This is a genomic window from Arthrobacter sp. NPDC093125 (assembly GCF_044754225.1).
Lineage (GTDB): Bacteria > Actinomycetota > Actinomycetes > Actinomycetales > Micrococcaceae > Arthrobacter.
This window is the reverse complement of record NZ_JBIVOQ010000001.1, coordinates 63,580-88,544: the sequence shown is the minus strand read 5'-3', so window position 1 is coordinate 88,544 and position 24,965 is coordinate 63,580. Positions and strand designations below refer to the sequence as shown.

Sequence of the window (24,965 nt, the reverse complement as noted above, 5' to 3'; positions counted from 1 at the left end):
CCGCCCGCCCTCTTCACAGCAATACACAAAGGACTTCCCATGAATTCAGCAGCATTCCTTTCCGATTTTCACCATGTGGCCACCATCGGGGCCACGCCTAACCACGGCGTTGACCGCCAGGCGGCCACGGCTGAGGACGCGCAGACGCGCGACTGGTTTGCCGCCTGGGTGGACGACGCCGGGTGGGAACTTCGGGTGGACGGTATTGGCAACATGTTTGGGCTGCTGGAGTGGACTCCGGGTGCACCGTATGTGCTGATCGGATCGCATCTTGACAGCCAGCCGCTGGGCGGCCGTTTCGACGGCGCCTACGGCGTGATCGCCGCCCTGCACGCGGCACGCCGGCTGGCTGCCGAAGTTGCGGAGGGCGGTGCAACGCCCCGCTTCAACCTTGCGGTGGTGAACTGGTTCAACGAGGAGGGCGGACGGTTCGCCCCGAGCATCATGGGAAGTTCGGTCTTCGCCGGCCTGCTGGAGCGGGAGCGGATGCTCGACGTCCGGGACCTGCAGGGGGTCACCGTCCGCGAAGCGCTTGACGGCATTGGATACCTGGGTGCGGCCGAGGGCCCGGACGTGGCGGGTTATGCGGAGATCCACATTGAGCAGGGCCGGATCCTGGAGCGGGAAGGCATCAACATCGGCCTCGTGGACAGCAGCTGGTACACGCAGAAGCTCGACATTGAAGTGCTGGGGGAGCAGTCCCACACGGGCGCCACCGCCATGGCGGACAGGCATGACGCCCTGGTGGCGGCGTCCAAGATCATCCTGATGGTGCACGACGTCACCGGCGACTTCGAGGACGAGGCCCTGGTCTCCTCCGTGGGCCAGCTGACCCTGGAGCCGAACTCCCCGATAGTGGTGGCACGCAGGGTGCACCTTGTCGCGGACCTCCGCTCGGGCGACCCGGAGATCGTCAAGGCCGCCCGGGCCACCCTGCTGGACAAGATCGATGTGCTGGCCCGCGAGCACGACATCAAGGTCAACGTGAAGGACTTCGACATTCGGCCCATCCGCCGCTTTCCCGAGGCCGGGCTGGAACTGGCCGACAAGGTCGCAGCCAACCTGGGACTCACCGCCCGGCGAATCCAGACCATGGCGGGCCACGACTCCGTTGCGATGAACACGGTGGCGCCTTCTGTCATGCTGTTCATCCCCAGCGTGGACGGCGTCTCGCATTGCGAGCGGGAATTCACCACCGACGCAGACATGGTGGCGGGTGTGGACATGCTCACCGGCGTGGCCCGCGAGCTCGTCGGCGGGGCCCTGGCATGACGGAGCTGCACTACCTCGACGCCGCCACGGCATTGCGGCTCTTCCGCACCAGGGAGCTCTCCCCGGTGGAACTGATGGAAGCGGTGATCGCGCGGACGGAAGCCGTCAACGGGGAGATCAACGCCCTGACGGAAACGCTCTTCGAGGAAGCGCTGCCCGCAGCCCGGCAGGCTGCCGCCAAATACGCCCGTGGCAGGGACCTCGCGCCGCTGCTGGGCTTGCCTGTCGCCGCCAAGGAAAAGCACGGGCTCAAGGGCCGGACCCTCTCGCAGGGGCTCGTAGCCAGGAAGGACGAGCTCGCTTCAGAGGATCATCCGGTCATTGATCGGATCCGCAGTGCGGGCGGCATCGTCCACGCCCGTACGACCACGCCCGAATACAGCTGCGCGACCGTCACGCACAGTCCGCTGTGGGGAGTCACCCGGAACCCGTGGAACCTGGAGTTTTCACCTGGTGGCTCCTCGGGCGGTTCCGGGGCTGCCTTGGCAGCCGGGCTGGCCCCGCTGGCCACCGCCTCTGACATCGCCGGCTCAACCCGGCTGCCGGCGTCGTTCACTGGAACCGTCGGCTACAAGGCGCCATACGGGCGGATCCCCGGCATGGCGCCGCTCTCTGCCGACCACTACCGCGGCGACGGGCCAATGGCCCGGACCGTTGCGGACACAGCGTTGCTGGCTGGCGTCATGGCGGGCCGGCACCCCGGGGACCACACCTCGCTCGCGGACTCGCCCGGGCTATGGCCGCCGCCGGGACTGGAGAAGCACGACGGCGTGGCTTCCGTCGCGGGGACTGCCGTCACCGGGATGAAGATTGCGTTGTGCATCCGGCTCGGGAACTATCCGGTAGCGCCGGACGTCGAGGCAAATACCCATGCGGTTGCTGCGGCGTTGCGGGACGCAGGGGCCGTTGTGCAGGAGATCGAACTCCCGTGGACCACAACGTCCATCAGCCGCACCATGTTCACTCACTTCGGCTACCTGTTGGGACCGGCCATGGAGGACGATACTGAGGGCTCAACGGAACTCCTTGCTCCATACACCCGCCGTTTCATGGCGGATGCCCGGCGGGCGGCGGAAGAGAACCGGTTCGTGGACGGCATCCGGGCCGAAACCCGCCTTCAGGCTGAGCTGGCGGCCGCCATGGCGGGGTTCGACGCCCTGATCTGTCCCGCGTCCGCCGTTGCCGCACTGGATGCGGACGGCATGTACCTTGATGGAATCGATGCCGGGGGGCAAGAGCTCGAGCATTACTGGCAAGGGCACATGACGGCGCCGTTCAACATCGCCAACCGCTGCCCGGTACTGGCCGTTCCCAGCGGCATGGCAGACTGCGGCATCCCGACGGGTGTGCAGATCGTCGGGCACCCGTACGACGACGCCACAGTGTTCAAAGTCGGTGCGGCCGTGGAGACAGTGCGGCCGTGGGCCGCGCGGCGGCCGGGCGTATGGGCCATGGCCTAAGGGGTTCAGTCCCGCGTCGTCCAGCCCGGGGATCTTCGGAGTCAAGGGCAGGAATGTGCCACCGGACTTCTACAATATCCGTCTGGGTTTTTATCCTGGGGCGTACTAGGGAACGGACCGGCTTATTCGGCTACTGGGCCCCAATACAGCTGCGATGACCTCGACAGGAACGTCCTCAGGGGCAAGCTACCAACCACCCCAAACCCTGGAGCAATAGATTCGCCGTTGACCGCGCACCGCCACCAGAAACGCAGGCTCTCCTTCCGGTTGCGGCCGGCTCTCACCTACGGCATGGCTGGGCGACGCCTCGGCCAGGTCCTCCAGGTTCCCTGGCGTCAACCGCCGCGTGGAGGCCTATTTCCACTGGCGATACAGATACGTTGGTCCCAGGCACCCTGGCACCGGCGCAAGAAAAAACCCGTAGTCGCCGGCATCCAACGGGAGTATCCTAGGTCGAGCCCGGCCCGTGACGCCCGGCCAGCCCCGGCAAAAAGCACCAGCAAAAAGCAGCAAGCACCGGCGCCCCTCCCGGCAACAGAAACCAAGAAATCCAGCGCAGACAAGTGTCGACGAAGACCGCCTAGGAGGGCCCCATGCCTTCGCCCAGCAATCCCGGCAACCACAGCAACCCCACCCACAGCGCCCAAAGCAACCCGACCCACAGCGCGCAAGCTACAAGCAGAAGCGGCATCACCCCCATCCCACAGCCACCGCCCAAGCCCCTAGTCGGCAACCTGCCCGATATCGACTCATCCAAGGGAATCCTGGGCCTGGTCGAAGTGGCCGAAGAGTATGGCCCCATCGTCCGCATTCAGGTGTTCAACCGCAGTATGGTGGCACTCTCCTCTCAGGAGCTCGTCAACGAGGTCTGCGACGAGTCCCGCTTCGGCAAGGTGCTCGGCGTCTCCCTCCGCGAGGTCCGCGACTTCGTCGGCGACGGCCTGTTCACCGCGGAAACCGAGGAGCCCAATTGGCAGAAGGCGCACCGCATCCTGATGCCGGCGTTCGGACCGAAGGCATTGACCAGGATGTTCGCCGGCATGGACGACATCGTGGAGCAGCTACTGCTCAAGTGGGAGCGGCTCGGCCCCACCGCGCGGATCGACGTCGCGGACAACACCACCCGGCTGACCTTGGACACCATTGCCCTGTGCTCGTTCAGCTACCGGTTCAACAGCCTCTACCGGGACGAGATGCACCCCTTCATCGGGGCCATGGTCCGCGCCCTCATGGAGTCAAGGGACAGGTCCACCCGCCTGCCGGTGCAGAACAAGCTCATGATCCGCAAGCGGCACCAGCTCGAGGAGGACAACGCGTTGATGCTCGAGGTGGCCGAGCAGCTCATCAGCGACCGGCGCCGCAACCCGAGTCCGGAGGGCAGCGAGGACATCTTGGACACCATGCTGAACGCGGCGGATCCGGTGACCGGCGAGCGCCTGCCCGAGGACAACGTCAAGAAGCAGATGGTCACCTTCCTGGTGGCCGGGCACGAGACCACCAGCGGCCTGCTCACCTTCGCCATGTATGAGCTGCTGCGGCATCCGGAGGTCATGAAGAAGGCCCGGGCCCTCGTGGACGAGGTCCTTGGAACGGAAGCTGCAAGGTTCGAGCACCTGCCCAGGCTGGGGTGCCTGGACCAGATCCTCAAGGAGACGCTCCGGCTCTGGCCCACCGCCCCCGCGTTCAATGTGGCAGCCTACGAGGACACGGTGATCGGCGGCAGGTATGAGGTCGCCAAGAGCCAGCCCCTGATGGTCCTGATTCCGCAGCTGCACCGGGACAAGGCGGCGTGGGGCGAGGACGCCGAGCTCTTCAACCCGGACAGGTTCTCCCCCGAACGCGTGGAGTCCATCCCGCCCAACGCGTGGAAGCCGTTCGGCAACGGCCAGCGATCCTGCATCGGCCGCGGGTTTGCCCTGCAGGAGGCCATGCTCTTCCTGGCCAAGGCACTACAGCGCTTCGACATCACGCCCGCGGACCCCAGCTACGAGCTGCACATCAAGCACACCCTCACCATGAAGCCGGAAGGGCTTTACATACACGTCCGACGGCGGGACGTCCGGATCGGCGCGGCGGTGAGTGCCACCGTCGGACAAGAAAACCGAGGACAGGAAAAAACGGCGGTAGCGTCGGCCGCCGTAGCCGCCAACGGCGTTCCGGTGCGCGTGCTGTACGGGTCGAACGCGGGCACGTCCCGTGACTTTGCGCAGCGCATAGCGAACGACGCCGGACGGCGTGGCTACAGCCCCACCATCGCCTCGCTGGACGAGGCGGCCGGCGGGTTACCCACTGTGGGGCTGGTCGCCGTCGTTGCTTCCTCCTATGAGGGGATGCCGCCGGACAACGCCAAGCGCTTCATGACCTGGACCGAGGGCCTGCAGCCGGGCACCCTCACCGGGGTGCGGTACACGGTGTTCGGCAACGGCAACCGGGACTGGGCAAGGACCTACCAGGAGGTGCCAAAGGCCATCGATTCCCGGCTCGAGGCAGCCGGCGCCGAGCGGGTCTACGAGCGTGGCGAGGCCAACGCCCGGGGCGATTTCTTCGGCGATTTCGAGGAATGGTACGCGGGGTTCTGGCGGGCTGTGGACGGCGCCCTCGGGCAGAAAACCATCGCCCCGGCCGGGGATCCGCAGCTGCAGGTCCAGTTCGTGGGCAATGTGCGGGACACGCTGCTGCGGCAGAACGAGCTGGCGGTGGGGACCGTTGTCGTGAACCGTGAGCTGGTGGACCTCTCCAAACCCAACGCCCGCTCCAAGCGGCACGTGGAAATCGCGCTGCCGGAGGGCATGAGCTACCGGACCGGCGACTACCTGGCGGTGCTGCCGCTCAACCCGAGCGACCTGGTGCAGCGGGCCCTCAGCCGACTCGGCCTGGACTACGACTCCCACGTGGTGCTGGGCATGGAGCACGGGGACACGTTCCTGCCCACCGGCACGCCGGTGGCCGTGGGCGAGCTGCTGAGCAGCTACGTGGAACTCGCGGTCCCGGCCACCCGGCCCCAGATCGAGCAACTGGCCGAGGTGGCGGCGGACCCGGCGGAGCGCGCGGAGCTGGAGGCGCTGGCGCAGGACCGGGAGCGGCATGCGGCGGAGATCGTGGATAAGCGGGTTTCGCTGCTGGACCTGCTGGAGATGTACCAGTCATGCCAGCTGCCGTTCACGACGTTCCTGCAGTTGCTCACCCAGCTGACCCCGCGGCGGTATTCGATCTCGTCGTCCCCGCTGTGGAGCCCCGACCACGCGACCCTGACGTTCGCCGTCATCCAGGCCCCGGCGTGGTCCGGCCGCGGCACCTTCGAAGGGGCGGCGTCCACGTACCTGGCCCAGGCGCGGCCGGGGTCGCGGGTGGCGGTGACCGTGCGGCCGTCGAACGCGGCCTTCCACCCGCCGGAGTCACTGGCCATGCCGGTCATCATGGTGTGCGCCGGCACAGGGCTGGCGCCGTTCCGCGGCTTCGTGCAGGACCGGGCGCTCCGCGCCCAGGCCGAGGGGATCAGGCCTGCGCCGTCACTGCTGTTCTTCGGCTGCCGGGCGCCGGACACCGACTTCCTCTACGCGGCGGAGCTGGCGTCCTGGGCGGAGCAGGCCAACCTGGACCTGCGGCCGGTCTTTTCCAAGGCGCCGTCTGACGGCCAGAAGTACGTGCAGCACCGGCTCTGGGCGGACCGGGACGACGTGAAGGAGCTGGTGAAACAGGGTGCCACGGTGTACGTCTGCGGCGATGGCAAGAACATGGCGCCGGAGGTCCGCGAGACCTGCGAGCGAATCTACCAGGAGGCCACCGGCGCGACGGCGGAGGACGCCGACGCGTGGATGGATGAGGTTGAGCGCACGCACGGTAGGTACGTGGCGGACATTTTCACGTAGGACGTAATTGGAGCAGCAGCAGATCCTTGCCGCATTACTGATGCGTTACCGCGGCTTCTCTTCCGACGAAGCAAAAAAGCTCCGGTCCCCCTGTTACAAGGGAACCGGAGCTTTCGCTAATTGGCGGTGACGGTGGGATTTGAACCCACGTTGGCTTTTACACCAAACAACATTTCGAGTGTTGCACCTTCGGCCGCTCGGACACGTCACCAACCTCAATAGGGTACCGGAGCATGGCGCCCAACCCCAAAACGTCCCCTGCGAATCAGCGGAAACCGGGCGTTCGTACCCGGGAGGAGGGGCCGCGCAGTGAATCCTCTTTCGTCTGCGGGCGGCCGGGCACTAGATTCATAAGCAAGATGACTACTTCCCAGCAGCATGCAGAAGCCACCGCGTATTGGACCACCGGCCCCCACCAGGGCGAGATCCGCACCGAGGAGCTCGAGCGCCCCGGCCCTGATGAGGCGCTCGTCCGCTCCCTGTATTCAGGCATCAGCAAGGGCACCGAACTCGTGGTGCACCGTGCCGCAGTTCCGTCGTGTATCGCCGACCGGATGCGTGCCCCGTACCAGGTGGGCTCTTTCCCCGCCCCCGTGAAGTTCGGCTATCTCTCCGTGGGAATCGTGGAGGAGGGGCCGGGGGACTGGCCCGGCCAGGCCGTCTTTTGCCTGCATCCGCACCAGGACCGGTACATTGTGCCGGTTTCTGCGCTGACCCGGATCCCCGACGGCGTCCCTCCCCGCCGGGCGGTGCTCACCGGGACCGTTGAAACAGCCGTGAACGCGCTGTGGGAGGCGGGGCCGAGGCTCGGTGACCGGATCGCGGTGATCGGCGCGGGCCTGGTGGGCGGGATGGTGGCCACGCTGCTGCGCACTTTCCCGCTGGCGCGGCTGCAGCTCGTGGACGTGGACCCTGCCCGCAAGGACCTCGCCGATGCCCTCGGCGTGGACTTCGCCCATCCGGATGACGCCCTCCCTGACTGCGACATCGTGTTCCACTGCTCGGCGTCCGAAGGGGGCCTGGAGCGCAGCCTGAAACTCGTCGGCGACGAGGGCGAGATCATCGAGATGTCCTGGTACGCCGACCGGAGGGTGACGCTGCCTTTGGGGGAGGACTTCCACGCCCGCCGGCTCTCCATCCGTGCGAGCCAGGTGGGCGAAGTGGCACGGGCACGGCGCCACCGCCGCACCCACGCCGACCGCCTCGAAACCGCCGTGGCGCTGCTGAAGGACCCGGTCTACGACGCTTTCCTCACTGGCACTTCGGCCTTCAACGAACTGCCTGACGTCGTCCAGCGGCTGTCGGACGGGACCTTGCCGGCGCTGTGCCACGTCATCGAATACCCAACAACAGAAACCACGAGGTAACCAGTGTTCAGCCTGACCGTCCGCCGCCACTTCATGATCGCCCACAGCCTTCCCCGGGAGGCTTTCGGGCCGGCCCAGGCCCTGCACGGGGCGACCTTCGTGGCAGAGGTGACCTTCCGCCGTCGTGCACTCAACGACGACGCCATCGTCCTGGACATCGGCGCCGCCGGCGGCATCCTCGAAGAGGTGCTCGCCGGGCTCAACTACCGCAATTTGGACGAGCACCCGGACTTCGCCGCCAAACTGACCACCACCGAAGTCCTGGCACAGTACATCGCCGAGGCGGTGGCGGAGCAGCTGCGGACCGACAAGGACGGCCGCGAGCTGTCCGGCCTGGACGTCACACTGCGGGAGAACCCGGACGCCTGGGCCACCTACGCCCTCGACCTGTCCCAAGTGTCCTGATGCAACCCCGGCCTGCAGCCGTCCGCCTCCTCGTTCCCGGCAACATCCAGCACAACTCCGGCGGCAACGTCTACAACGCAGCCCTGATGGGTGGCCTCTCGCAGCTGGGAGTCAGCGTGGCCATCGAGCCGGTGGACGGTGAGTGGCCGGTCGCCGCCACGGAGGACCGACGGCGGCTGGCCGGGCTGCTGGGGCCAGGTCCCGCCGGCCCGGGCACAGATTCCGGCGGAGCTTCCGACGCCGGAACGGTCACGATTGTGGACGGGCTCGTCGCCTCCGGCGCGCCCGAGGCGCTGGAGGAAGCAGCGGCGGCCGGCGGCCAGCGGCCGTGGATCCTGCTCCACATGCCGCTGCTTGACCACCCGGAGTTGGAAATCCGGTCCCTCCGCGCCGCGGCAGGAGTGATTTGCACCAGCAGTTCTGTGGCGGCCGAGATCACCCAGCGCCATGGCGCGACCCGGGTGCATGTCGCTCTGCCGGGAACAGAACCTGCGGAGCCGGCAGCAGGATCGGATCCCCGCCACTTGATTTCCGTGGCGGCTTTGCTCCCCAACAAGGATCAGCTGACGCTCCTGCGTGCCCTGGCGCTGGTGAAGGACCTGCCATGGACGGCCGCCCTCGTCGGTTCCGGGGAAGCGGACCCGGAGTACGCCGGGGCTGTCCGGGCGGCGTGGAAGGAGCTCCGGCTGGAGGACAGGGTACGGCTGGCAGGGGAAGTGACAGGCCAGGCGCTGGAAAAAGAATGGCATGCTGCCGACCTCAGCCTGCTTGTTTCCAAGGTGGAAGCCTTCGGCATGGCCGTCACCGAGTCGCTGGCGCACGGCCTTCCGGTGGTGGTCCGGTCCGGCACCGGCGCGGTGGAGGCCCTTAGCCTCGGGGCCGTGGGAGGCGACGAGACCGCACTGCCGGGGGCCGTCGTCGTCCTCGATTCAGATCCCGCCCCGCTCGCCGCTGTACTCCGCGACTGGCTTGCATCAGCTGAACTGCAGGCGACGTGGCGCCGCGCGGCGCTCGCCGGAAGAGAACGGCTGCCCGGCTGGGACGCAACCGCCCGCGGCGTCCTGGACATCATCAGCCGCGAAGCACGGTAGCGCGAAGCACGGTAGTCAAGTCGCCCTCTAGACGGGCCGGCCCTCACGCCCCGTGAGGGTCACCTGCAGCCCCCTGGATGCGTGCGGGTTCGGTCCTGCGGTGGGCGGCGAAGAACTCCCGCAGCACCGCGCCGCATTCCTCCTCCTGTACGCCCGCGTACACCTCCACCCAGTGGTTGAGCCGGCGCTCGCGGAGGATGTCGAACACCGATCCGGCAGCTCCCGCCTTTTCATCCCAGGCGCCGAATACCACGCGGTGAATCCGCGCCAGCACGATCGCACCGGCACACATGGCGCAGGGTTCCAGAGTCACCACCAGGGTGCAGTCCTCGAGCCGCCAGCCGTCACCCCGGCCGCCCTGGAGCTTAGAGCGCTCGCGAAGCCTAGCTGCCGCCTCCCGGATGGCCACTACTTCGGCATGGGCGGTAGGGTCCCCCAGCGCCTCCCGCTCATTGCGCCCCGAAGCCAGGACGGCGCCGTCCGGGCCGATGACGACGGCGCCGATGGGCACATCCTCAGAGGCCAGTGCCCGCCGGGCTTCTTCGAGCGCAAGTTCCATCCATGCGAGGTGTTGCGGATCTGCCGGGCCCATGGCTCAATGATAGTTTCGAAGGGTACTTAGCTTCGGACACCACCTCGCCGGGAGAGATCATGAAATCCCTGACAGATCGATTTGGCCGGTGGCTGGGCCCGTACGCCGCTTTGTGGATCACGCTCATTGTGGGCGGCTTCCTGGTGATCACGCTGGCGCTGCTCGGGGCGGAGGTCTACCAGGATGTCGTGGCAAGGGACGGGGTTTCAGGCCTGGACCGGCCTGCCCTTGAATTGGCCAAACAGTACCGAAATCCCGGCACGGATGCCGCAGTTACAGCGTTCACCAACATTGGCGGCGGCATCGGCATGCCGATTTTGGCGAGCATCCTCGTCGCCTGGCTGACCTATGTCAGCCGCAGTTGGCGCCCCCTCATTCTTGTTGGCGGCGCGGCGGCGGTGTCAGTCACCGCAACAGGCGTGGGCAAGACCCTGATGGGCCGGGTACGTCCCGACCACCTGGACGCCGTTCCGCCTTTCGAGTTCTCGCCCTCGTTCCCCAGCGGCCACACCCTCAACACGACAGTGGTAATCGGTGTTGTGGTGTACCTGGTGTGCCTGCAGATGGACAGAACCTGGGTCAGGGCCGCCGTTATCACCGTTGGCACGCTGTTCATCATTGCCATGGGCCTGAGCAGGGTGTTCCTTGGGCACCACTGGCTGACCGACGTCATGGCGGCCTGGCTGCTGGGACTGGCCTGGGTAGGCATTGTCATCCTCGCCCACCGGCTGTTCCACGTGATCCGCCGGCGTGAGCACGCCGGCCCGGCACCGACCTTCGAGCATCCTGCACACAGCACCCCTGAGGAAGCGCCGGAAGGCAGTGACTCCGGGGCGGAGGTTCCTGCTGCCGAGGAGTCCGGCGTCCAGAATCGCCCGGGTGCCGCAGGGGATCCGCGCGGCGGCGGTTCTGGCGGGGCCCCCGGCGGGGCTTCTGGCGGGGGTTCCACGGGCAGCCGAAACCGGGGCGGAGAGCCGTTGTCCGGGTGATAGCTTTGACGCATGCGCACACTCGTCGTGGATCATCCCCTGGTCGCCCACAAGCTCACCGTCCTGCGGGATAAGCACACGTCCTCGCCCGGGTTCCGCCAGCTGACGGAGGAGCTCGTAACACTCCTCGCCTATGAGGCCACCCGGGACGTCCGCACCGAGCCCGTCACCATCGAAACCCCGGTTGCCACCACCGTGGGGACCGCCTTCACGAAGCCCACCCCGCTGGTCGTTCCGATCCTCCGAGCGGGCCTGGGCATGCTCGAAGGCATGACCAAGCTGGTTCCCACCGCCGAGGTCGGCTTCCTGGGCATGGCACGCGATGAGGAAACCCTCGACATCATCACCTACGCGGAGCGGCTGCCGGAGGACCTCACGGGCCGGCAGATCTTCGTCCTGGACCCGATGCTCGCCACCGGCGGCACCCTGCGCGAAGCCATCAAGTTCCTCTTCAAGCGCGGAGCGTCCGACGTGACGTGCATCTGCCTGCTGGCGGCTCCCGAAGGCCTGGCGAAACTTGAGGAAGAACTCTCCGACGCGAACGTCACCATCGTGCTGGCGTCCATCGACGAAAAGCTGAACGAGAAGTCGTACATCGTGCCTGGCCTGGGTGACGCCGGCGACCGCCTGTACGGCATCGCCCACTAAGTCCCGTCTCACCCGCTGGGCATCTTCCGGATCCAGCAGGGGTCTTCCCGCGCAGGGGGCGCCCCCGCTAGCCTGTGCAGCATGGACTGGAAACTTGAACTCGTCTTCGTCCCGGTATCCGACGTGGACCGCGCCAAGGACTTCTACGTCAACAAGGTCGGTTTCAACGCCGACTATGACGAGCGACCCACGGACGGACTCCGCTTCGTGCAGCTGACACCGCCCGGTTCCGGCTGCTCGATCGCCATCGGGGAGGGCCTCAACGATGCCCCTCCCGGCACGGCCCCCAGTCTCCAGCTGGTGGTCAGCGACATCAACGCCGCCCACGACCAGCTCAAAACCAACGGCGTGGACGTCAGTGACGTGGACATCCAGGACTGGGGCCACTTCGTCTACTTCGCCGACCCCGACGGCAATAAATGGGCTGTGCAGTACATCCCCCACCGGCCGAACGGCTAAGTCACCGAACTCGGAAGTCAGTGCTGATGAGGCAGGATGGACCCCATGAGCCTTCCCGCTGAATCCGCCACGATCACACTGACTGCCCGAGCTGTCCTCTTTGACATGGATGGCACACTGGTCGATTCCACTGCTGTGGTGGAGCAGGTCTGGGGCGAATTTGCAGCACGCTACGGACTGGACATCGCCGAAATCCTCCGGACTTCCCACGGGGTCCAGGCGGGGGATACCGTGCGGCGTTTTGCCCCGACCGGCGCGGACGTTGTAGCACTGACCGCCGAGCTCGGCGCGATGGAGCGGGTCCGCACCGAGGGCATCGTGGCACTGCCTGGTGCAGCTGAACTGTTGCGGAGCCTGCCTGCCGACGCTGTGGCGCTCGTGACGTCCGCGGACCGCATCCTCGCCGATATCAGGATGGAGGCAGCGGGACTGGCCATGCCGGGCACTGCCGTCACCGCAGAGCTTGTCGCCCGGGGCAAGCCCCACCCCGAAGGGTACCTGCGGGCCGCCGAACTGCTGCGCGTGGAACCTGCGGACGCCGTGATTTTCGAGGACGCCCCCGCCGGCATTGCGGCCGGTCTGGCTGCAGGCATCCGCACCATAGCCGTGGGTCCGAACACCGGCGAAGTGCCCGACGGCGTGCTCCGCATTCCCGACTACTCCTCGGTCGCGGCGTCCGTGGAGGCGGACGGCGACGGCCGCAGGGTCATTTCCCTCAGCCTCTAAGGGCTCCGCCTAACCTCACCCCATTTCTGCACCACTTTCCCCTCTGCAGCGTGGTGCAGCGACGCCAAAGGGCCCCGGATCATGCCGATCCGGGGCCCTTCGGGAACTCAAAGTGGTGCAGAAATGCGGGCAGGCCTCGTGGACACCGCCAGTGGGCGGTTTAGTACCAGTTGTTGGCGTAGTGGAAGTTCAGTGCCTGGCAGGGAGAACCGTAGCGCTCCTCGATGTAGCCCAGTCCCCAGTTGATCTGGGTGCGGTAGTTGGTGCGGTAGTCGGCCCCGGAGCTCGCCATCTTCTCGGCGGGCAGGGACTGCACAATGCCGTAGGCGCCGCTGCTGGGGTTGGTGGCGGTGGTGCGCCATTCGGACTCTTTGGTCCAGAGCTTCATCAGGCACTGCATCTGGTCCGGGGCCCAGCCGTAGGACGACAGCTTGGCGGCGGCGTAGGCCTGGGCGCCGGCGGGGTCGTTGACAGCGACAGGAGCTGCGGGCTTGCGGGCCGGGGCAGCCTTGACGGGCGCGACCTTCGCGGGCACAACCTTCGCTGCCGGAGCAGCAGCCGGCTTCGGTGCGGGGGCGGCCTTCACGGCCGGCTTGGGAGCGGCCTTCGCCGGTGCAGCCTTGGCCGGTGCAGCCTTGGCCGGTGCGGCCTTCTGCGTGGCCTTGGGTGCAGGCTTGGTGACGGACTGCGGTGCAACCGAGGCCGCCGTCGGGGACGGCAAAGCGGAAATCAGCGTCTTGTCGAAGCTGAGCGTTTCAACGGCGTCGGCTGCGGCGGGAGCCGCCTCGGAGGTCGCCTGGGGAGCGGCCTGCTCGGCCGCCTGCCCGGCGGCGCCGACCCCGACGAGGACTGCGCAGGCGGTGGCCAGCACTGCCGTGCGGCGGCCGAATGACGGGAGGTTCGCGGTGAGCCGGCCCCAGGCGGACGTGGGGCGTGCGGACTCGGCGCGGTGGCGTGACATTTTGCGGCTGGACTGCTGGGAAGCGCTATCAGGGCGCGACTGTGCCTTGAATTCAGACATGGTTGATTGCCTCTCAACACCTGCGGAGTTAGCTGTCGGGTTCGGATGAGGTCATCCGGCCGCACGGAAAAAAATTCACGTGCCGGCTTCACCCCAAGGGCTGATGCGGAAAGCCCGGGACTCTGGTTCCCCCGCCTCTGCCTGGTCTAGCGGAATCCGGGAAGCGGCAGAGCTGGGCGTCAATCCGGACATGCGGCCCTAGTGGTTGCCGCACCATATCGACCGTACAGGAGGCTTTCGCTTAAGTCACATTTAGGTAACGGAGATCACGAGTGCGGCGCGTCGCCTTGTGCGATGATTTTCGCGGGCAGACACGCTGTGAACCGGGTGCGGCCGGGGCGTCATGTTACGTCCACAGAACCCCCATGGGCTTCGACAATCGACTGCACGATCGACAGCCCCAGCCCGCTGGTTCCCTCGGCTGACGCTGGCCCCAGTGGACCGGAACCGGCCGCACCCTCGCCGGACAGTAGGCGAACCGCGCGGGAGACGTCTGCGCGGGCGAAGCGCGCGAAAACCCGGTCTACGAACTCCGGGGGATGCCTCCGCCGTCGTCGGTAACAGTGACGGTTACGCTCCCATCGGCCGACCGTGACACTCCCGTGACCACGGTGGTCCCCGGGCCGGTGTGTTTGCGCGCGTTCGAGAGCAGGTTGACGAGAACCTGGTGCAGTTGTGACGCGTCGCCCCGAACCGTCACTGGTTGACCGGGGAGTTCGAGTCGCCGCGTGCGGTCGGTGGCCACGACCTTTTCGTCGCCACATAGCCCGCGCCGCGGACCGTGTGGATCATGGGCGGGTGGACCGCATCCACCTTCTTGCGGAGGTACAAGATGTAGAGCTCGACGATGTTGGCCTGGCCACCGAAGTCATAGTTCCACACACGGTCCAGGATCTGCGCTTTGCTCACCACGCGCTTGGGTTCTCCATGAGGTAACGCAGCAGCTCGAACTGAGTGGCCGTGAGCTGGAGCTCATCACCTGCACGGGCGACTTCACGGGTGTCCAGGTTCAGGACCAGGTCACCCACCACCAGTTCGGCCCTAGCAGTTCGACGCCGTCAAAACCGGGAAGCATCACGTCCAGCACCAGGACGTCCGGACGGAATTCCTTCGCGAGCTTGACCGCCTCCGGGCCATCCGCTGCCACTGCTACGGACCAGCCTGCCATCCGCAGCCCCATGCTCATGAGCTCCGAGAGGCTGGGCTCATTGTCGACGACGAGGGCGCGTATCGGCGAGCCGTCCGGGTGGCTCAGTTGGGGGAGGTTGTTGGTCATGGAATGCGAAGGGGCCATAGGACAACTCTCCGATCAGCTGACTAGCCGGCGCCTTGGTGTTCCTGTGAACCGGCTGTGAACCCAGCCTGGTGACAGTGCACTGCGGGCACCGGATTTTTCGCAGGTTCCGGCACGTGCCGTAGGCGCCGGCCGTTTGACCCCAAAGCCGTAACCGTGCATCGGCCAAATTTTTTCATTCTGTTTGCGTCACAGCTGGACAACGGTGAAATGATGGCCCCCGAATTTCGGCGTCCGGGCTCGGGTTGAAGAATCTACGATTGTAAGCCTGCTTCTTTTTGTTAAATTCGCCAAAAATGCTTATCTGAACGTTCGGTCTGGAAAAATCGAAGGAGAAGTAGGGGCGCGCAAAATTGTGATTTGAAGCACAAACCGGCGTTTTGTCTCACGATGCGGACGAATGCGCCCTTTGTTACTTGCTAGTTCTCATTGTTACGTTGCACACTTTCAAATGTGAACAAGGACTCAACAGCACCTGCAGCCGCAGACCATTGGACCAGCACACCCGCTGCTGCCGACATGCGCTGTTGTCGAATGCACGCCTGACTTCCCATCCCTGAAGTTATAGGCATTCGCCCCCAAGCCCAGCGTCGGGCGCCCTCCCCAGAACCCATTGCGGGGAACCAAGCATTCGAGCCGCGATGACGGCCATTCACATTGAGGTAAGCATTCATGTCAGTTGCATCTGGATACGTCCACATCTCCGTCCGTAACGCCAACAAGGCAGGCCAGGCGCAGGGACTGCGCCAAGGCTTTGGTGCCCGCCCGGCGTTCCCCGGAAGCCAGGGCAACAGCGCCCCTGCGCCTGGGCCCGGCTATGCGCCGCAGGGGTACAACCCCAATTCCTACGGCCAGCTGCGCGCTGTCCCCACCGAGGAAGCCGCCCCGCTCACGGCCCCGACCCCCGTCCTTGCACCCGGATCCGGCGCCGCCGTCCGGCCCGTGCAGAACGACAACGTTGCCCGCGGCTTCGTCCTCTACATGGGCATCGATGAGGAAACTGCCGCAGCCGCAGGGACTTCGATTGCCAAGCTCGCCCAGGAGATCCGGGCGTACGCCCAGTCGCTCGTCACCGGCGCCGAAAGCTATGCAGCCGTCGCAGTGGCGCCGGCCAGTGCTCCAGGATCGGCGCTCGACGTCGTCCGCTCCACCTTCGGTGACCCCACCGTCAACACCAGGCAGCAGCGCCCGGAAACCACGCGCCTCCAGCCTGCCCAGGATCCCCGCCCTTCCGGCGTCCTGATTGACCTTGCCCGGCGTGAGGTGCACCTCGACGGCGAATCGCTGAACCTGACGTTCAAGGAGTTCGAACTGCTGAACTACCTTGTAGAGAACGGAACGCGCACCGTGGGCCGCGACGAGCTCCTCGAAGGCCTGTGGCGCAATGCCGAAGAAGTGCCGAACGAGCGCACCATCGACGTTCACATCCGCCGCCTTCGCTCCAAGCTGGGCCGGCTGGCCAACACCGTCCGGACTGTCCGTGGCCAGGGTTACCGCTTCTACGAGCACCCCGAAGTTGTGGTCTGGGCCGCTCCGGAATACTCGATCTAGTCCCCTCCGCCCGAATGCGGCCTTTCGCCGTGCCTTAGACACCTCCTTCGTTCCTCAGTCGGCGATGCGGCACTACACGAAAGACCGCATTCGTGCGTGACTACTCACGAGCAATGACCTCCGCGGCTGTGGGGCTCGTTGGGCCTGGGTTGGTTAGGCTTGGTCAATGAGTGCTCACCATAAGAAGCGGCTGGTTATTATGCGCCATGCCAAGGCCGACTGGCCGGGCGGGGTGGCTGACCACGACCGGCCGCTGGAAGAGCGCGGCCACCGCGAGGCCCCGTTGGCGGGCAAATGGCTGCTGAAGCACAACATCGTCCCCGACTTCATCCTTTGCTCGAGCGCTCTGCGCACCCGCCAGACCTGCACCTGGGTGTGCAGCGAGCTGGGCGACAAGGCGCCGACGCCGAAACTGGAGGACGGGCTCTACGGCGCCTCCGCGCTCCGCATGCTGTCCGTCATCAACCACGTGCCGGACACCGTGACCACGCTGATGGTGATCTCGCACATGCCGGGGGTCCAGGACCTGGCCATGCATCTGGCGTCGCGGGACTCGAATCACGACGCCTACATGGACGCCGCGACCCGCTTTCCCACCAGCGGACTCACCGTCCTTGAGACCAACAAATCCTGGGCTGAGCTGGACGGGCAGGACGCACGGATCACCCACTTCAAAGTGCCCCGGGCACACTAGAGGGTGCGCGGGTACTCTTAACCTAGCGTTGTCTAGTGGGGAAGGGCCCGCCATGCTTGATTCTGGTTTGATGCGGTGGCGGGCAGGCGTCCGGGGGTTCGCCGCCGCCGTCGTGGTTCTGGCTCTCTTTCTGACCGGCGCGCCGGTTGCCCAGGCTGCCCCCGCCGGTGAACAGCTGTCCACGAGCGTGGTGACCACTCCGACCCATGCCTGGGTCCTGGTGAACAAGTCCCGGCCCCTGAACCCGCTGCAGTTCGTTCCGTCGGATCTGGTGTATTGGAACGGCACCGGCCACCTGCTCAGGAGAAGTGTTTCGGCCGCTGCGAACCAGATGTTTACCGGTGCGCGCGCTGCGGGGCACTCGCTGGAAGTAATCAGCGGCTACCGGTCCTACGCCACGCAGCGCGACCTGTACAACTACTACGTTCAAACCTACGGCCAGGCCTACGCTGACCAGATCTCTGCCCGCCCCGGGCACAGCGAGCACCAGACCGGCCTCGCCATGGATGTCGGCAACGTGGGCGGAGGCTGCGGCCTGACTGCTTGCTTCGGGGACACGCCGGGCGGCCGCTGGGTAGCGGCGAACGCGCACCGCTACGGGTTCATTGTCCGTTACCCCCAGGGCTACACCCACATCACGGGATACACGTACGAGCCGTGGCACCTCCGTTATGTAGGGGTTGCGCTGGCCACGGACATGAAGGTCCGCGGTATTCCGACGATGGAGCAATTCTTCTCGCTCCGCCCAACCATCAAGAGCGGCGCCGACGTGCTCGCCGCCGATTCAAGCGGAGCCCTGTGGAATTATCCCGCCAACGGCCGGGGCGGCTTCGGCACGCGCGTGAAGATCGGCGCCGGCTGGACCGGCCTTAAGTCCGGCTTCGTGGCGGACTGGAACGCGGACGGAATCAACGACATTGTGGCCCAGTGGAACACCGGCAAGCTGACGGTCTATCGCGGCAGGGGCTCCGGAGGTTTCCTCAGCCCCGTCGTTGTGGGAAGCGCCGGCTGGCAGGGCATGAACATCACGGTGGGCAAGTGGCACAACGGCCACCGCTACCCGGGCGTGGTGGGAGCCGCCGCCGACGGCACAATGTTCTACTACCCGAACGCCGCCGGCGGGGCACTGGGTGCCGCCCAGCGCATCGGTTTTGGCTTCCAGGGCATGAAGCTGACCATGGCGGATTTCGACAATGACCGCCGGCAGGATCTGCTGGCCACCAAAGCAACAGGCGATCTCATGCTCTACAGGTCCGACGGCGCCGGCCGATTCGTGCCCGAGCGATCGCGGAAGGTCGGTAACGGCTGGAACGTCATCTCCCAGTCCCACGCCTCGTTTGGCTTCCTCGGCACAGGCACGCGTGGCCTCACCGCGAAAACCACTGACGGCCGGCTGTTCCACTACAGCCTCGGCACGAGCCTGTTCACGGGAAGCCGCCAAGTGGGCAACGGATGGGACGCCTACGGCGTCTTCCGCTGAGGCCGTTGGGCCCGCTGAGGCCGCTGTGCAGGAGGCCGCTGCGGAGGCTGCCCTTGGGCGCCCGGAGCCTGAGCAACAGGCCGCGCTCCTGTCTGCCGCGCAGCAGGCCGCTGCTGTGCTGCGGGGCGTGCTGCTGCAGCAGACCCCCTGGCAGGAGACCGCGCCGCAGAAGACCGAGCTGTAGAAGTACGGCCCGCAGAAGACCGGGTTGCAGAAGCCGGTGCCCCGCGACGCTGACTCCCAGAGACAGGAGAAGGGCGGGCCGGGCGGCGGCGTGCGGGCCACGTCGCGGCAGCAAACAGCACCAGCAGTGTAAGTGTTCCCGCGGCAACAGCCAGGTAGAAGTAGATGTCCGAATCTGTCGTGGACACCGCTTCGCCGAGAGCGGAGGGACTCTCATTGAACGCCAGCCCCCACATCCGCAGAAACGCCATGCCGCATCCGATGAAGAGGCTCGTCCCGGCCGCGCCGACTATCAGTGCCAGATGGCGCCGGCGGGCAAATGCTTCCGCCACCGAAGCCACATAGCCCACAGCCAGGAGCCCGATGGAGGTGAACAGCACGGCTTCCTCGAGCGTGATGGCTGTCAGCACCAGCATGCCGAGGGCGGCAAAAAAAGCTCCGACCGCTGTCTTTCCGCTCCTACCCATTTGGCTCATGGGACTAATCATCCCTGAGGTAAAGGGCTGCACAGCGTTCAGCCGCGCGTACACGCCGGCGTGGGAGTACCAGTCTGCGTGCCAGTCCGTGTGACAGCGGTGTCAGAGTCCGTATTTCTCCAGCAGCCGCAGCCACACCTCGCTGATGGTGGGGTAGGAGGGGACTGCATGCCAGAGCCGGTCCAGCGGCACTTGGCCAACAACGGCGATGGTCGCTGCGTGCAGCATCTCCGCGACGTCGGGGCCTGCGAAGGTGGCGCCCAGGAGGACTTTGCTGTCCTCGTCAATGACGAGCTGTGCCCAGCCTTCGTAGTTGTCCGCGTGCAGGGACGAGCCGGCGACGGCGATCGGCAGTTCCACAGACGAGACGTTGTAGCCGTCCTTCCGCGCCTGCTCGAGGGAGCGCCCGACACTCGCCACCTCGGGGTCGGTGAACACCACATAGGGAACGGCATGCTCGTCGGCGGTCTGGGCATAGCGGCTCCATGGCTCGGGCGCGCCCTGCAGCTCTCCCTTTGCCCGTGCGGCGATCGCTGCCCCGGTGGCCCTGGCCTCGTATTTTCCCAGGTGGGTGAGCAGGGCTTTGCCCGCCGCGTCACCGACAGCGTATAGCCACGGGCCCTGGTCGCTTCCGGCAGCGGCACTGATCAGACCGGTTGAGTCGGTGCTGAGTGTGAGGGGCTTTCCCTCCCGGGCGGTGAGTCCGGCGTTCTCCAGCCCGAGTCCGTCCAGCGCCGGCCGCCGCCCAGTGGATACCAGCAGCCTGTCCGCCGTCACGGTGCTGCCGTCGTCGAGCGACAGGGTGAGCGAACCGTCGTCGTTCTGGCGAACGCTGTCAGTCTTGGTATTGAGGTGGATTTCCACCCCGTCAGCCCGGAGCCCCGCAGCCACCAGCTGGGCTGCTTCTGCCGGCACGCTGCCCAGCAGACCGCTGCGGGCCACGAGCGTGACGGCTGATCCCAGGCGCGCGAAGGCCTGGGCGAGCTCGGTTCCGGAAACGCCGCCGCCCAGGACGGCAAGGCGTCCGGGCACCTCCCTGGCTGAGGTGGCTTCGCGTGTGCCCCAGAACGGGATGTCGGCGAGGCCCTCGACCGGCGGTGTGTTCGGCGCGGAACCACTGGCAAGTACGACGGCGTGACGAGCCCTGAGCGCATAGGAATTACCGTCCAGTCCGGCTACTTCGACGGACCGCGGGGCAGCAATCCGGGCCCTGCCCCGGATCAGCTCGATGCCTGCGCCGTCCACCCATTCCACTTGGCTGTCGTCCTGCCAGTTGGCGGCGAACGTGTCCCGGCGCTTGAGAACCGCGGCGGCATCCAGGGTTTGGGTAATGGTTTCGCTTGCGCCCGGCACTGTCTGCGCCGCGTGCAGTGCGGTACCCGGGCGCAGCAGCGCCTTGGACGGCATGCAGGCCCAATACGAGCATTCGCCGCCCACGAGTTCCGCTTCGATCAGCACCGCCGTCAGGCCTCCCTGTACAACCCGGTCGGCGACGTTTTCACCGGAGGCGCCGGCTCCGATCACAATGACATCGATTTCCCGCTCAGCGGCCTGTGGCGTCATGGCTACAGCCTACGCCGGCCAAACCCGTGAATTGCGGCAAGGACGGCGGTGTCCAGGCGAGAGGTGGCGGTGTTCTGAATGCCGCCCGTAACAATGGCGGCTTGCCCCGTCGCTGGACACAGGACATCCGATAGCGTGAGGAATCTAGCCTGCGAAGGAGAGCCAATGCCGCCAGCAAACATGGTTCCGCCTGCCCGGTTCAGTGCCCAGACCCGTCTCCGGGCCCTCCAGTCCGACATCATGGAACTGATCCTGGACCGCGAACTGGAAGTCGGCGACGCCCTGCCCACCGAGAATGAGCTGTGCGTGGCCCTTGGCGTGGGGAGGAACACGCTGCGGGAATCGCTCAAGGTGCTCCAGGCCCTGGGCGTCATCGAGGTCCGGCACGGGTTCGGCATGTTCGTCGCGCCGAGCAACTTCGAGGCGCTTGCCGACGGGCTCATCTTCCGCGGTAGGCTGTCGCTGCGGCACCACGGGCTCGAGGCGCTGCAGCTTGTGGACGTGCGCCATGCGCTGGAGTCCGGGCTCATCGGAAGTTCGATGGACGTGATGACCGCCGACCAGCTCGCTGCGGTAGAAGAATCCGTGGTCCGCATGGAGTACCTTGCAGCCAGGGGCGAGTCGTTCGTGGAGGCCGATTCTGATTTTCACGGCAGGCTCTTTGCACCCCTGAACAACGAACTGCTGCTTAACCTGCTGGAAGTCTTCTGGAAGGTCTACCGGAAGATCCATGCGGAGATCGGACCGGGCAGCGAAGATCTGCCGGCCCTGGCCGCCCTGCACCGCAACATCTATATCGCCGTCGCTGCCGGGGACAAGGGCCGGGCTGCTGAAGAGCTGGGCCGGCACTTCGAGGGGGTCCGCCGGCGCATTGCTGACGCCGTGGGGGAGTAGGGGAGTGAAGCGGGGTGCGGGCGGCGCTGACGGCGATGCAGGCTTAACGCAGAAGGCCCGCACCGTCCGGTGCGGGCCTTCTCTCTGTGCGCCCAAAGGGATTCGAACCCCTGACCTTCTGTTCCGTAGACAGACGCTCTATCCAGCTGAGCTATGGGCGCATCTTCGACTCCGGCGAACTTTTCGCTCGCCCCGAACCTCGAATAACTTTACGCGAGGAGGCCGGTAGTTCCAAATCGAGGAGCGTGTAATATCCGCTACTAGACCGGTCTACGTGACCTTCGTCACAAATTTAGAAAAATTGCAAACCGTTTCCCTTGGTTTTCCGCGGTTTTTGTCTCAGAAATAGAAGACGTCCGATGTCTGACCGGACATCTAGACCACTCAGCCGCAAATAGCATTTACTCACACCACCGAACCCGAAGAAGGGAACCGAAATGGGCCATCTGGCGCGATTGCCGCTGCTTGAGAAAGCACCCACCACACATGCCGGACTGCTGGCGTGGGTTGAAGAGGTCGCTGGGCTGACCCAGCCGGACCGGATTCACTGGGTCGACGGGTCTGAGGAAGAAAACACCCGTCTGACGGATGAACTGGTTGCTGCCGGCACGCTGAAGAGGCTGAACCCGGAGCTGTTCCCGAACTCTTTCGCTGCGTTCTCCGACCCCGCCGACGTGGCTCGCGTGGAAGAGCAGACGTTCATCTGCTCCGAAAAGGAACACGACGCAGGCTTCACCAACAACTGGATGGCGCCGGCCGAGATGAAGGAGAAGCTGCGCGGGCTGTTCTCCGGCTCCATGCGCGGCCGCACCATGTACGTCATCCCATTCGTCATGGGCCACCTCGATGCCGAGGACCCCAAGTTCGGCGTTGAGATCACAGACTCCGCCTACGTCGTCGCCTCCATGCGCATCATGGCCCGCATCGGCACGGACGTCCTGAACCGGATCACCGAGACCAACGCGTTCTTCGTTCCGGCCCTGCACTCGCTGGGCGCTCCGCTGGAGGCCGGCCAGGCCGACGTGCCGTGGCCCTGCAACCCGGACAAATGGATCGTGCACTTCCCGGAGGAGCGCTCCATCTGGTCCTTCGGCTCCGGCTACGGCGGAAACGCGCTGCTGGGCAAGAAGTGCTACGCGCTGCGCATCGCCTCGGTCATGGCCCACGACGAGGGCTGGCTTGCCGAGCACATGCTCATCCTCAAGCTGACCTCGCCGGAAAAGAAGACGTACTACGTCTCTGCAGCCTTCCCCTCCGCCTGCGGCAAGACCAACCTTGCCCTGCTGGATCCGACCATCGAAGGCTGGAAGGTGGAGACCCTCGGGGACGACATCACCTGGATGCGCTTCGGCAAGGAGGGCGAGCTCCGCGCCGTCAACCCTGAGGCCGGCCTGTTCGGCGTCGCTCCCGGCACCGGCTGGGGCACCAACCCGAACGCCATGCGTGCCATTGCCAAGGGCAACAGCATCTTCACCAACGTTGCGCTGACGGACGACGGCGGCGTGTGGTGGGAAGGCATGACCGACGAAGTACCCGCCCACCTCACCGACTGGCAGGGCAACTCCTGGACGCCGGAGGCCGGCAAGCCCGCGGCCCATCCGAACTCCCGCTTCTGCACGCCGATCGACCAGATCGACATGCTCGCCGAGGAATACCACAGCCCCAACGGCGTGGAGCTCTCCGCCATTCTCTTCGGCGGCCGCCGCAAGACCACCATCCCCCTGGTCACCCAGGCCCGCGACTGGTCGAACGGCATCTTCATGGGCGCCACGCTGTCCTCGGAAACCACTGCTGCTGCAGCCGGTGCCGTGGGCGTCGTTCGCCGCGACCCGATGGCCATGCTGCCGTTCATCGGCTACGACGCCGGCGACTACCTGAACCACTGGGTCAACCTGTCCGCGAAGGCAAACCCGGCCCGCCTGCCGAAGATCTTCCTGGTCAACTGGTTCCGCCGCACCGCCGACGGCGGCTTCGCCTGGCCCGGCTTTGGCGACAACGCACGTGTGCTCAAGTGGGCCATCGAGCGTCTCGAAGGCAAGGCCGACGCGGTCGAGACCCCCATCGGTTTCGTGCCGACCGGTGACTCCATTGACCTCGCCGGACTGGACATGACTCCGGAGCAGGTCGAAGAAGCCGTCCACGTGGATCCGGCTGAATGGCAAACTGAGCTGGCCTCCATCGAGGAATGGTTCGCCAACTTCGGCAGCTCGCTGCCGGAAGCCCTCCGCCAGGAACTTGAGGGCCTGAAGACCCGCCTGGCCTAGACCAAGGTCTTCAACAACCAAAGCAAGTACGACGGCGGCCCCGCAACCTTTGCAACCAAAGGTGCGGGGCCGCCGTCGTCCGCTTTTTCCCGCAAAGCGTGACGCGAAGCGTTGAGTGTAAGCGAAGCGCGAACGGACACTTAAGCCCCGGGGCTTAAGTGACCGTTCGCGCTGATTGAAGGCAAATGAAGGCGGACCTCAGAGGCGGGGGCGCAGCCCGATCGCCTCGAAGACGGGCGCCATCTGGCGCGAACTCGGAAGTCCGGACACCACCACGCCGTCGAGTTCCTGGTAGAAGGCCTCACGGGCGCGGGCGAGGGCGCCCCGGAGCCGGCATTCATTGATGAGCGGGCAGTTGCCTGCCGGCCCGACGCACTCCGCGGCGTCCTCCCGGGTATTGAGCTGCCTTAGTACCTGCCCCACGGTAACGCGGCGCCCGGCTGCACTGAGGCGCGATCCTCCGTTGCGCCCCCGCTCGACGTCGATCAGTCCCAAGACCCGCAGTTTGGCCATGGCCTTGCTGACGTGGTTGTAGGGAGTGCCGACGGCGTCAGCCACGCTCTGGGTGGTCAGCAGACCGGCCTCCGGCGCGGCCGCGAGCACCATGAGGGCGCGCAGACTGACGTCGGCGAAGGCGTTGATTTTCATGGCTCAAGCCTAATGACCC

Annotated in this window: 20 protein-coding genes, 2 tRNA genes, 2 pseudogenes and 1 riboswitch; of the genes and pseudogenes, 16 read left to right on the top strand and 8 right to left on the bottom strand. The window is 66.1% G+C overall.

All coding sequences use genetic code 11. The annotated features are described in order from the left end of the window. Nucleotides 1-39 precede the first annotated feature (39 nt). The 3 genes from ACIP9X_RS00405 (at nt 40) to ACIP9X_RS00395 (ending at nt 6,601) form a co-directional block, all read left to right on the top strand. Complete coding sequence (locus ACIP9X_RS00405; RefSeq protein ID WP_400477744.1) at nt 40-1,272, top strand: M20 family metallo-hydrolase; 1,233 nt, start codon at nt 40-42, stop codon at nt 1,270-1,272. After that, on the top strand, nt 1,269-2,732 hold the full coding sequence (locus ACIP9X_RS00400) for an amidase (RefSeq protein ID WP_400477743.1): 1,464 nt from the start codon (nt 1,269-1,271) through the stop codon (nt 2,730-2,732). The genes ACIP9X_RS00405 and ACIP9X_RS00400 overlap by 4 nt, the downstream gene beginning before the upstream one ends. 593 nt (nt 2,733-3,325) lie before the next feature. Beyond that, nucleotides 3,326-6,601 (top strand): bifunctional cytochrome P450/NADPH--P450 reductase, encoded by a 3,276-nt coding sequence (locus ACIP9X_RS00395; RefSeq protein ID WP_400477742.1) that lies wholly within the window; start codon nt 3,326-3,328, stop codon nt 6,599-6,601. Between the two features lie 121 nt (nt 6,602-6,722). Here the strand turns inward: ACIP9X_RS00395 and ACIP9X_RS00390 are convergent. Then, nucleotides 6,723-6,812: transfer RNA gene (locus ACIP9X_RS00390), tRNA-Ser, on the bottom strand. A gap of 148 nt (nt 6,813-6,960) precedes the next feature. Here ACIP9X_RS00390 and ACIP9X_RS00385 point away from each other — a divergent pair. From ACIP9X_RS00385 to ACIP9X_RS00375, 3 genes are read left to right on the top strand one after another with little or no spacing between them, the layout of a single operon-like run. Next, the gene (locus ACIP9X_RS00385) at nt 6,961-7,968 is read left to right on the top strand and encodes a zinc-binding alcohol dehydrogenase (RefSeq protein ID WP_400477741.1); all 1,008 of its coding nucleotides are present in this window, start codon (nt 6,961-6,963) and stop codon (nt 7,966-7,968) included. Between the two features lie 3 nt (nt 7,969-7,971). Beyond that, a complete protein-coding gene (locus tag ACIP9X_RS00380) occupies nt 7,972-8,373 on the top strand; it encodes a 6-pyruvoyl trahydropterin synthase family protein (protein WP_400477740.1) in 402 nt (133 codons plus the stop codon). Further along, the gene (locus ACIP9X_RS00375; RefSeq protein ID WP_400477739.1) at nt 8,373-9,464 is read left to right on the top strand and encodes a glycosyltransferase family 4 protein; all 1,092 of its coding nucleotides are present in this window, start codon (nt 8,373-8,375) and stop codon (nt 9,462-9,464) included. The genes ACIP9X_RS00380 and ACIP9X_RS00375 overlap by 1 nt, the downstream gene beginning before the upstream one ends. Before the next feature lie 43 nt (nt 9,465-9,507). Here the strand turns inward: ACIP9X_RS00375 and ACIP9X_RS00370 are convergent, their stop codons facing one another. Continuing rightward, on the bottom strand, nt 9,508-10,056 hold the full coding sequence (locus tag ACIP9X_RS00370; protein WP_400477738.1) for a nucleoside deaminase: 549 nt from the start codon (nt 10,054-10,056) through the stop codon (nt 9,508-9,510). A 59-nt stretch (nt 10,057-10,115) separates the two neighbouring features. Between ACIP9X_RS00370 and ACIP9X_RS00365 the strand changes: the two genes are divergently transcribed. From ACIP9X_RS00365 to ACIP9X_RS00350, 4 genes are all read left to right on the top strand, one after another. After that, the gene (locus tag ACIP9X_RS00365; RefSeq protein ID WP_400477737.1) at nt 10,116-11,045 is read left to right on the top strand and encodes a phosphatase PAP2 family protein; all 930 of its coding nucleotides are present in this window, start codon (nt 10,116-10,118) and stop codon (nt 11,043-11,045) included. A 12-nt stretch (nt 11,046-11,057) separates the two neighbouring features. Then, nucleotides 11,058-11,693, top strand: a complete 636-nt coding sequence (gene upp, locus ACIP9X_RS00360) for a uracil phosphoribosyltransferase (RefSeq protein ID WP_400477736.1) — start codon at nt 11,058-11,060, stop codon at nt 11,691-11,693. An 81-nt stretch (nt 11,694-11,774) separates the two neighbouring features. Continuing rightward, nucleotides 11,775-12,152: a VOC family protein gene (locus tag ACIP9X_RS00355; protein ID WP_400477735.1), complete on the top strand. Its 378-nt coding sequence runs from the start codon at nt 11,775-11,777 to the stop codon at nt 12,150-12,152. Nucleotides 12,153-12,197: 45 nt separating this feature from the next. Beyond that, nucleotides 12,198-12,878, top strand: a complete 681-nt coding sequence (locus ACIP9X_RS00350; protein WP_400477734.1) for an HAD-IA family hydrolase — start codon at nt 12,198-12,200, stop codon at nt 12,876-12,878. 160 nt (nt 12,879-13,038) lie between these two features. On the opposite strand, the gene ACIP9X_RS00345 is transcribed toward ACIP9X_RS00350, so the two are convergent. The 3 genes and pseudogenes from ACIP9X_RS00345 to ACIP9X_RS00335 all read right to left on the bottom strand — a co-directional run bounded on the left by ACIP9X_RS00345 (nt 13,039) and on the right by ACIP9X_RS00335 (nt 15,193). Further along, nucleotides 13,039-13,899 carry a hypothetical protein gene (locus tag ACIP9X_RS00345; RefSeq protein WP_400477733.1) on the bottom strand — a complete coding sequence of 287 codons (861 nt, stop codon included), beginning with the start codon at nt 13,897-13,899 and terminating at the stop codon, nt 13,039-13,041. 5 nt (nt 13,900-13,904) lie between these two features. Then, nucleotides 13,905-14,071: riboswitch (cyclic di-AMP (ydaO/yuaA leader) on the bottom strand. 94 nt (nt 14,072-14,165) lie between these two features. Next, nucleotides 14,166-14,656 (bottom strand): annotated as a pseudogene (locus tag ACIP9X_RS00340) (sensor histidine kinase); the annotation flags it as partial. Continuing rightward, nucleotides 14,596-15,193 (bottom strand): annotated as a pseudogene (locus ACIP9X_RS00335) (response regulator transcription factor). The pseudogenes ACIP9X_RS00335 and ACIP9X_RS00340, both read right to left, overlap by 61 nt. A 672-nt stretch (nt 15,194-15,865) precedes the next feature. Between ACIP9X_RS00335 and ACIP9X_RS00330 the strand changes: the two are divergent. The 4 genes from ACIP9X_RS00330 to ACIP9X_RS00315 all read left to right on the top strand — a co-directional run bounded on the left by ACIP9X_RS00330 (nt 15,866) and on the right by ACIP9X_RS00315 (nt 19,102). Next, nucleotides 15,866-16,744, top strand: coding sequence for a winged helix-turn-helix domain-containing protein (locus ACIP9X_RS00330; protein ID WP_400477732.1), 879 nt, complete (start codon nt 15,866-15,868; stop codon nt 16,742-16,744). Nucleotides 16,745-16,910: 166 nt separating this feature from the next. Next, nucleotides 16,911-17,438: a SixA phosphatase family protein gene (locus ACIP9X_RS00325; RefSeq protein WP_400477731.1), complete on the top strand. Its 528-nt coding sequence runs from the start codon at nt 16,911-16,913 to the stop codon at nt 17,436-17,438. 52 nt (nt 17,439-17,490) lie between these two features. After that, nucleotides 17,491-18,918, top strand: coding sequence for a D-alanyl-D-alanine carboxypeptidase family protein (locus ACIP9X_RS00320; protein WP_400477730.1), 1,428 nt, complete (start codon nt 17,491-17,493; stop codon nt 18,916-18,918). 25 nt (nt 18,919-18,943) lie between these two features. Beyond that, nucleotides 18,944-19,102, top strand: a complete 159-nt coding sequence (locus tag ACIP9X_RS00315; protein WP_400477729.1) for a hypothetical protein — start codon at nt 18,944-18,946, stop codon at nt 19,100-19,102. A gap of 577 nt (nt 19,103-19,679) precedes the next feature. Here the strand turns inward: ACIP9X_RS00315 and ACIP9X_RS00310 are convergent. Beyond that, on the bottom strand, nt 19,680-21,140 hold the full coding sequence (locus ACIP9X_RS00310) for a dihydrolipoyl dehydrogenase family protein (protein ID WP_400477728.1): 1,461 nt from the start codon (nt 21,138-21,140) through the stop codon (nt 19,680-19,682). A 165-nt stretch (nt 21,141-21,305) separates the two neighbouring features. Here ACIP9X_RS00310 and ACIP9X_RS00305 point away from each other — a divergent pair, with 165 nt between their 5' ends. Continuing rightward, nucleotides 21,306-22,034, top strand: coding sequence for a FadR/GntR family transcriptional regulator (locus ACIP9X_RS00305; protein ID WP_400477727.1), 729 nt, complete (start codon nt 21,306-21,308; stop codon nt 22,032-22,034). A gap of 87 nt (nt 22,035-22,121) precedes the next feature. Here ACIP9X_RS00305 and ACIP9X_RS00300 read toward each other — a convergent pair. Then, nucleotides 22,122-22,195 (bottom strand) — tRNA-Arg (locus ACIP9X_RS00300). Between the two features lie 276 nt (nt 22,196-22,471). Between ACIP9X_RS00300 and ACIP9X_RS00295 the strand changes: the two genes are divergently transcribed. Continuing rightward, the gene (locus tag ACIP9X_RS00295) at nt 22,472-24,298 is read left to right on the top strand and encodes a phosphoenolpyruvate carboxykinase (GTP) (RefSeq protein WP_400477726.1); all 1,827 of its coding nucleotides are present in this window, start codon (nt 22,472-22,474) and stop codon (nt 24,296-24,298) included. A 198-nt stretch (nt 24,299-24,496) separates the two neighbouring features. Here the strand turns inward: ACIP9X_RS00295 and ACIP9X_RS00290 are convergent, their stop codons facing one another. Further along, entirely contained in the window at nt 24,497-24,946 is a 450-nt protein-coding gene (locus tag ACIP9X_RS00290) for an RrF2 family transcriptional regulator (RefSeq protein WP_400477725.1), read from the bottom strand. Nucleotides 24,947-24,965 lie beyond the last annotated feature (19 nt).

Excerpts from the sequence above, each read along its gene's own strand:
- ACIP9X_RS00405 (WP_400477744.1), top strand. The coding sequence starts at position 40 with ATGAATTCAGCAGCATTCCTTTCCGATTTTCACCATGTGGCCACCATC.
- ACIP9X_RS00400 (WP_400477743.1), top strand. The coding sequence starts at position 1,269 with ATGACGGAGCTGCACTACCTCGACGCCGCCACGGCATTGCGGCTCTTC.
- ACIP9X_RS00395 (WP_400477742.1), top strand. The coding sequence starts at position 3,326 with ATGCCTTCGCCCAGCAATCCCGGCAACCACAGCAACCCCACCCACAGC.
- ACIP9X_RS00385 (WP_400477741.1), top strand. The coding sequence starts at position 6,961 with ATGACTACTTCCCAGCAGCATGCAGAAGCCACCGCGTATTGGACCACC.
- ACIP9X_RS00375 (WP_400477739.1), top strand. The coding sequence starts at position 8,373 with ATGCAACCCCGGCCTGCAGCCGTCCGCCTCCTCGTTCCCGGCAACATC.
- ACIP9X_RS00370 (WP_400477738.1), bottom strand. The coding sequence starts at position 10,056 with ATGGGCCCGGCAGATCCGCAACACCTCGCATGGATGGAACTTGCGCTC.
- ACIP9X_RS00365 (WP_400477737.1), top strand. The coding sequence starts at position 10,116 with ATGAAATCCCTGACAGATCGATTTGGCCGGTGGCTGGGCCCGTACGCC.
- upp (WP_400477736.1), top strand. The coding sequence starts at position 11,058 with ATGCGCACACTCGTCGTGGATCATCCCCTGGTCGCCCACAAGCTCACC.
- ACIP9X_RS00355 (WP_400477735.1), top strand. The coding sequence starts at position 11,775 with ATGGACTGGAAACTTGAACTCGTCTTCGTCCCGGTATCCGACGTGGAC.
- ACIP9X_RS00350 (WP_400477734.1), top strand. The coding sequence starts at position 12,198 with ATGAGCCTTCCCGCTGAATCCGCCACGATCACACTGACTGCCCGAGCT.
- ACIP9X_RS00345 (WP_400477733.1), bottom strand. The coding sequence starts at position 13,899 with ATGTCTGAATTCAAGGCACAGTCGCGCCCTGATAGCGCTTCCCAGCAG.
- ACIP9X_RS00330 (WP_400477732.1), top strand. The coding sequence starts at position 15,866 with ATGTCAGTTGCATCTGGATACGTCCACATCTCCGTCCGTAACGCCAAC.
- ACIP9X_RS00325 (WP_400477731.1), top strand. The coding sequence starts at position 16,911 with ATGAGTGCTCACCATAAGAAGCGGCTGGTTATTATGCGCCATGCCAAG.
- ACIP9X_RS00320 (WP_400477730.1), top strand. The coding sequence starts at position 17,491 with ATGCTTGATTCTGGTTTGATGCGGTGGCGGGCAGGCGTCCGGGGGTTC.
- ACIP9X_RS00310 (WP_400477728.1), bottom strand. The coding sequence starts at position 21,140 with ATGACGCCACAGGCCGCTGAGCGGGAAATCGATGTCATTGTGATCGGA.
- ACIP9X_RS00305 (WP_400477727.1), top strand. The coding sequence starts at position 21,306 with ATGCCGCCAGCAAACATGGTTCCGCCTGCCCGGTTCAGTGCCCAGACC.
- ACIP9X_RS00295 (WP_400477726.1), top strand. The coding sequence starts at position 22,472 with ATGGGCCATCTGGCGCGATTGCCGCTGCTTGAGAAAGCACCCACCACA.
- ACIP9X_RS00290 (WP_400477725.1), bottom strand. The coding sequence starts at position 24,946 with ATGAAAATCAACGCCTTCGCCGACGTCAGTCTGCGCGCCCTCATGGTG.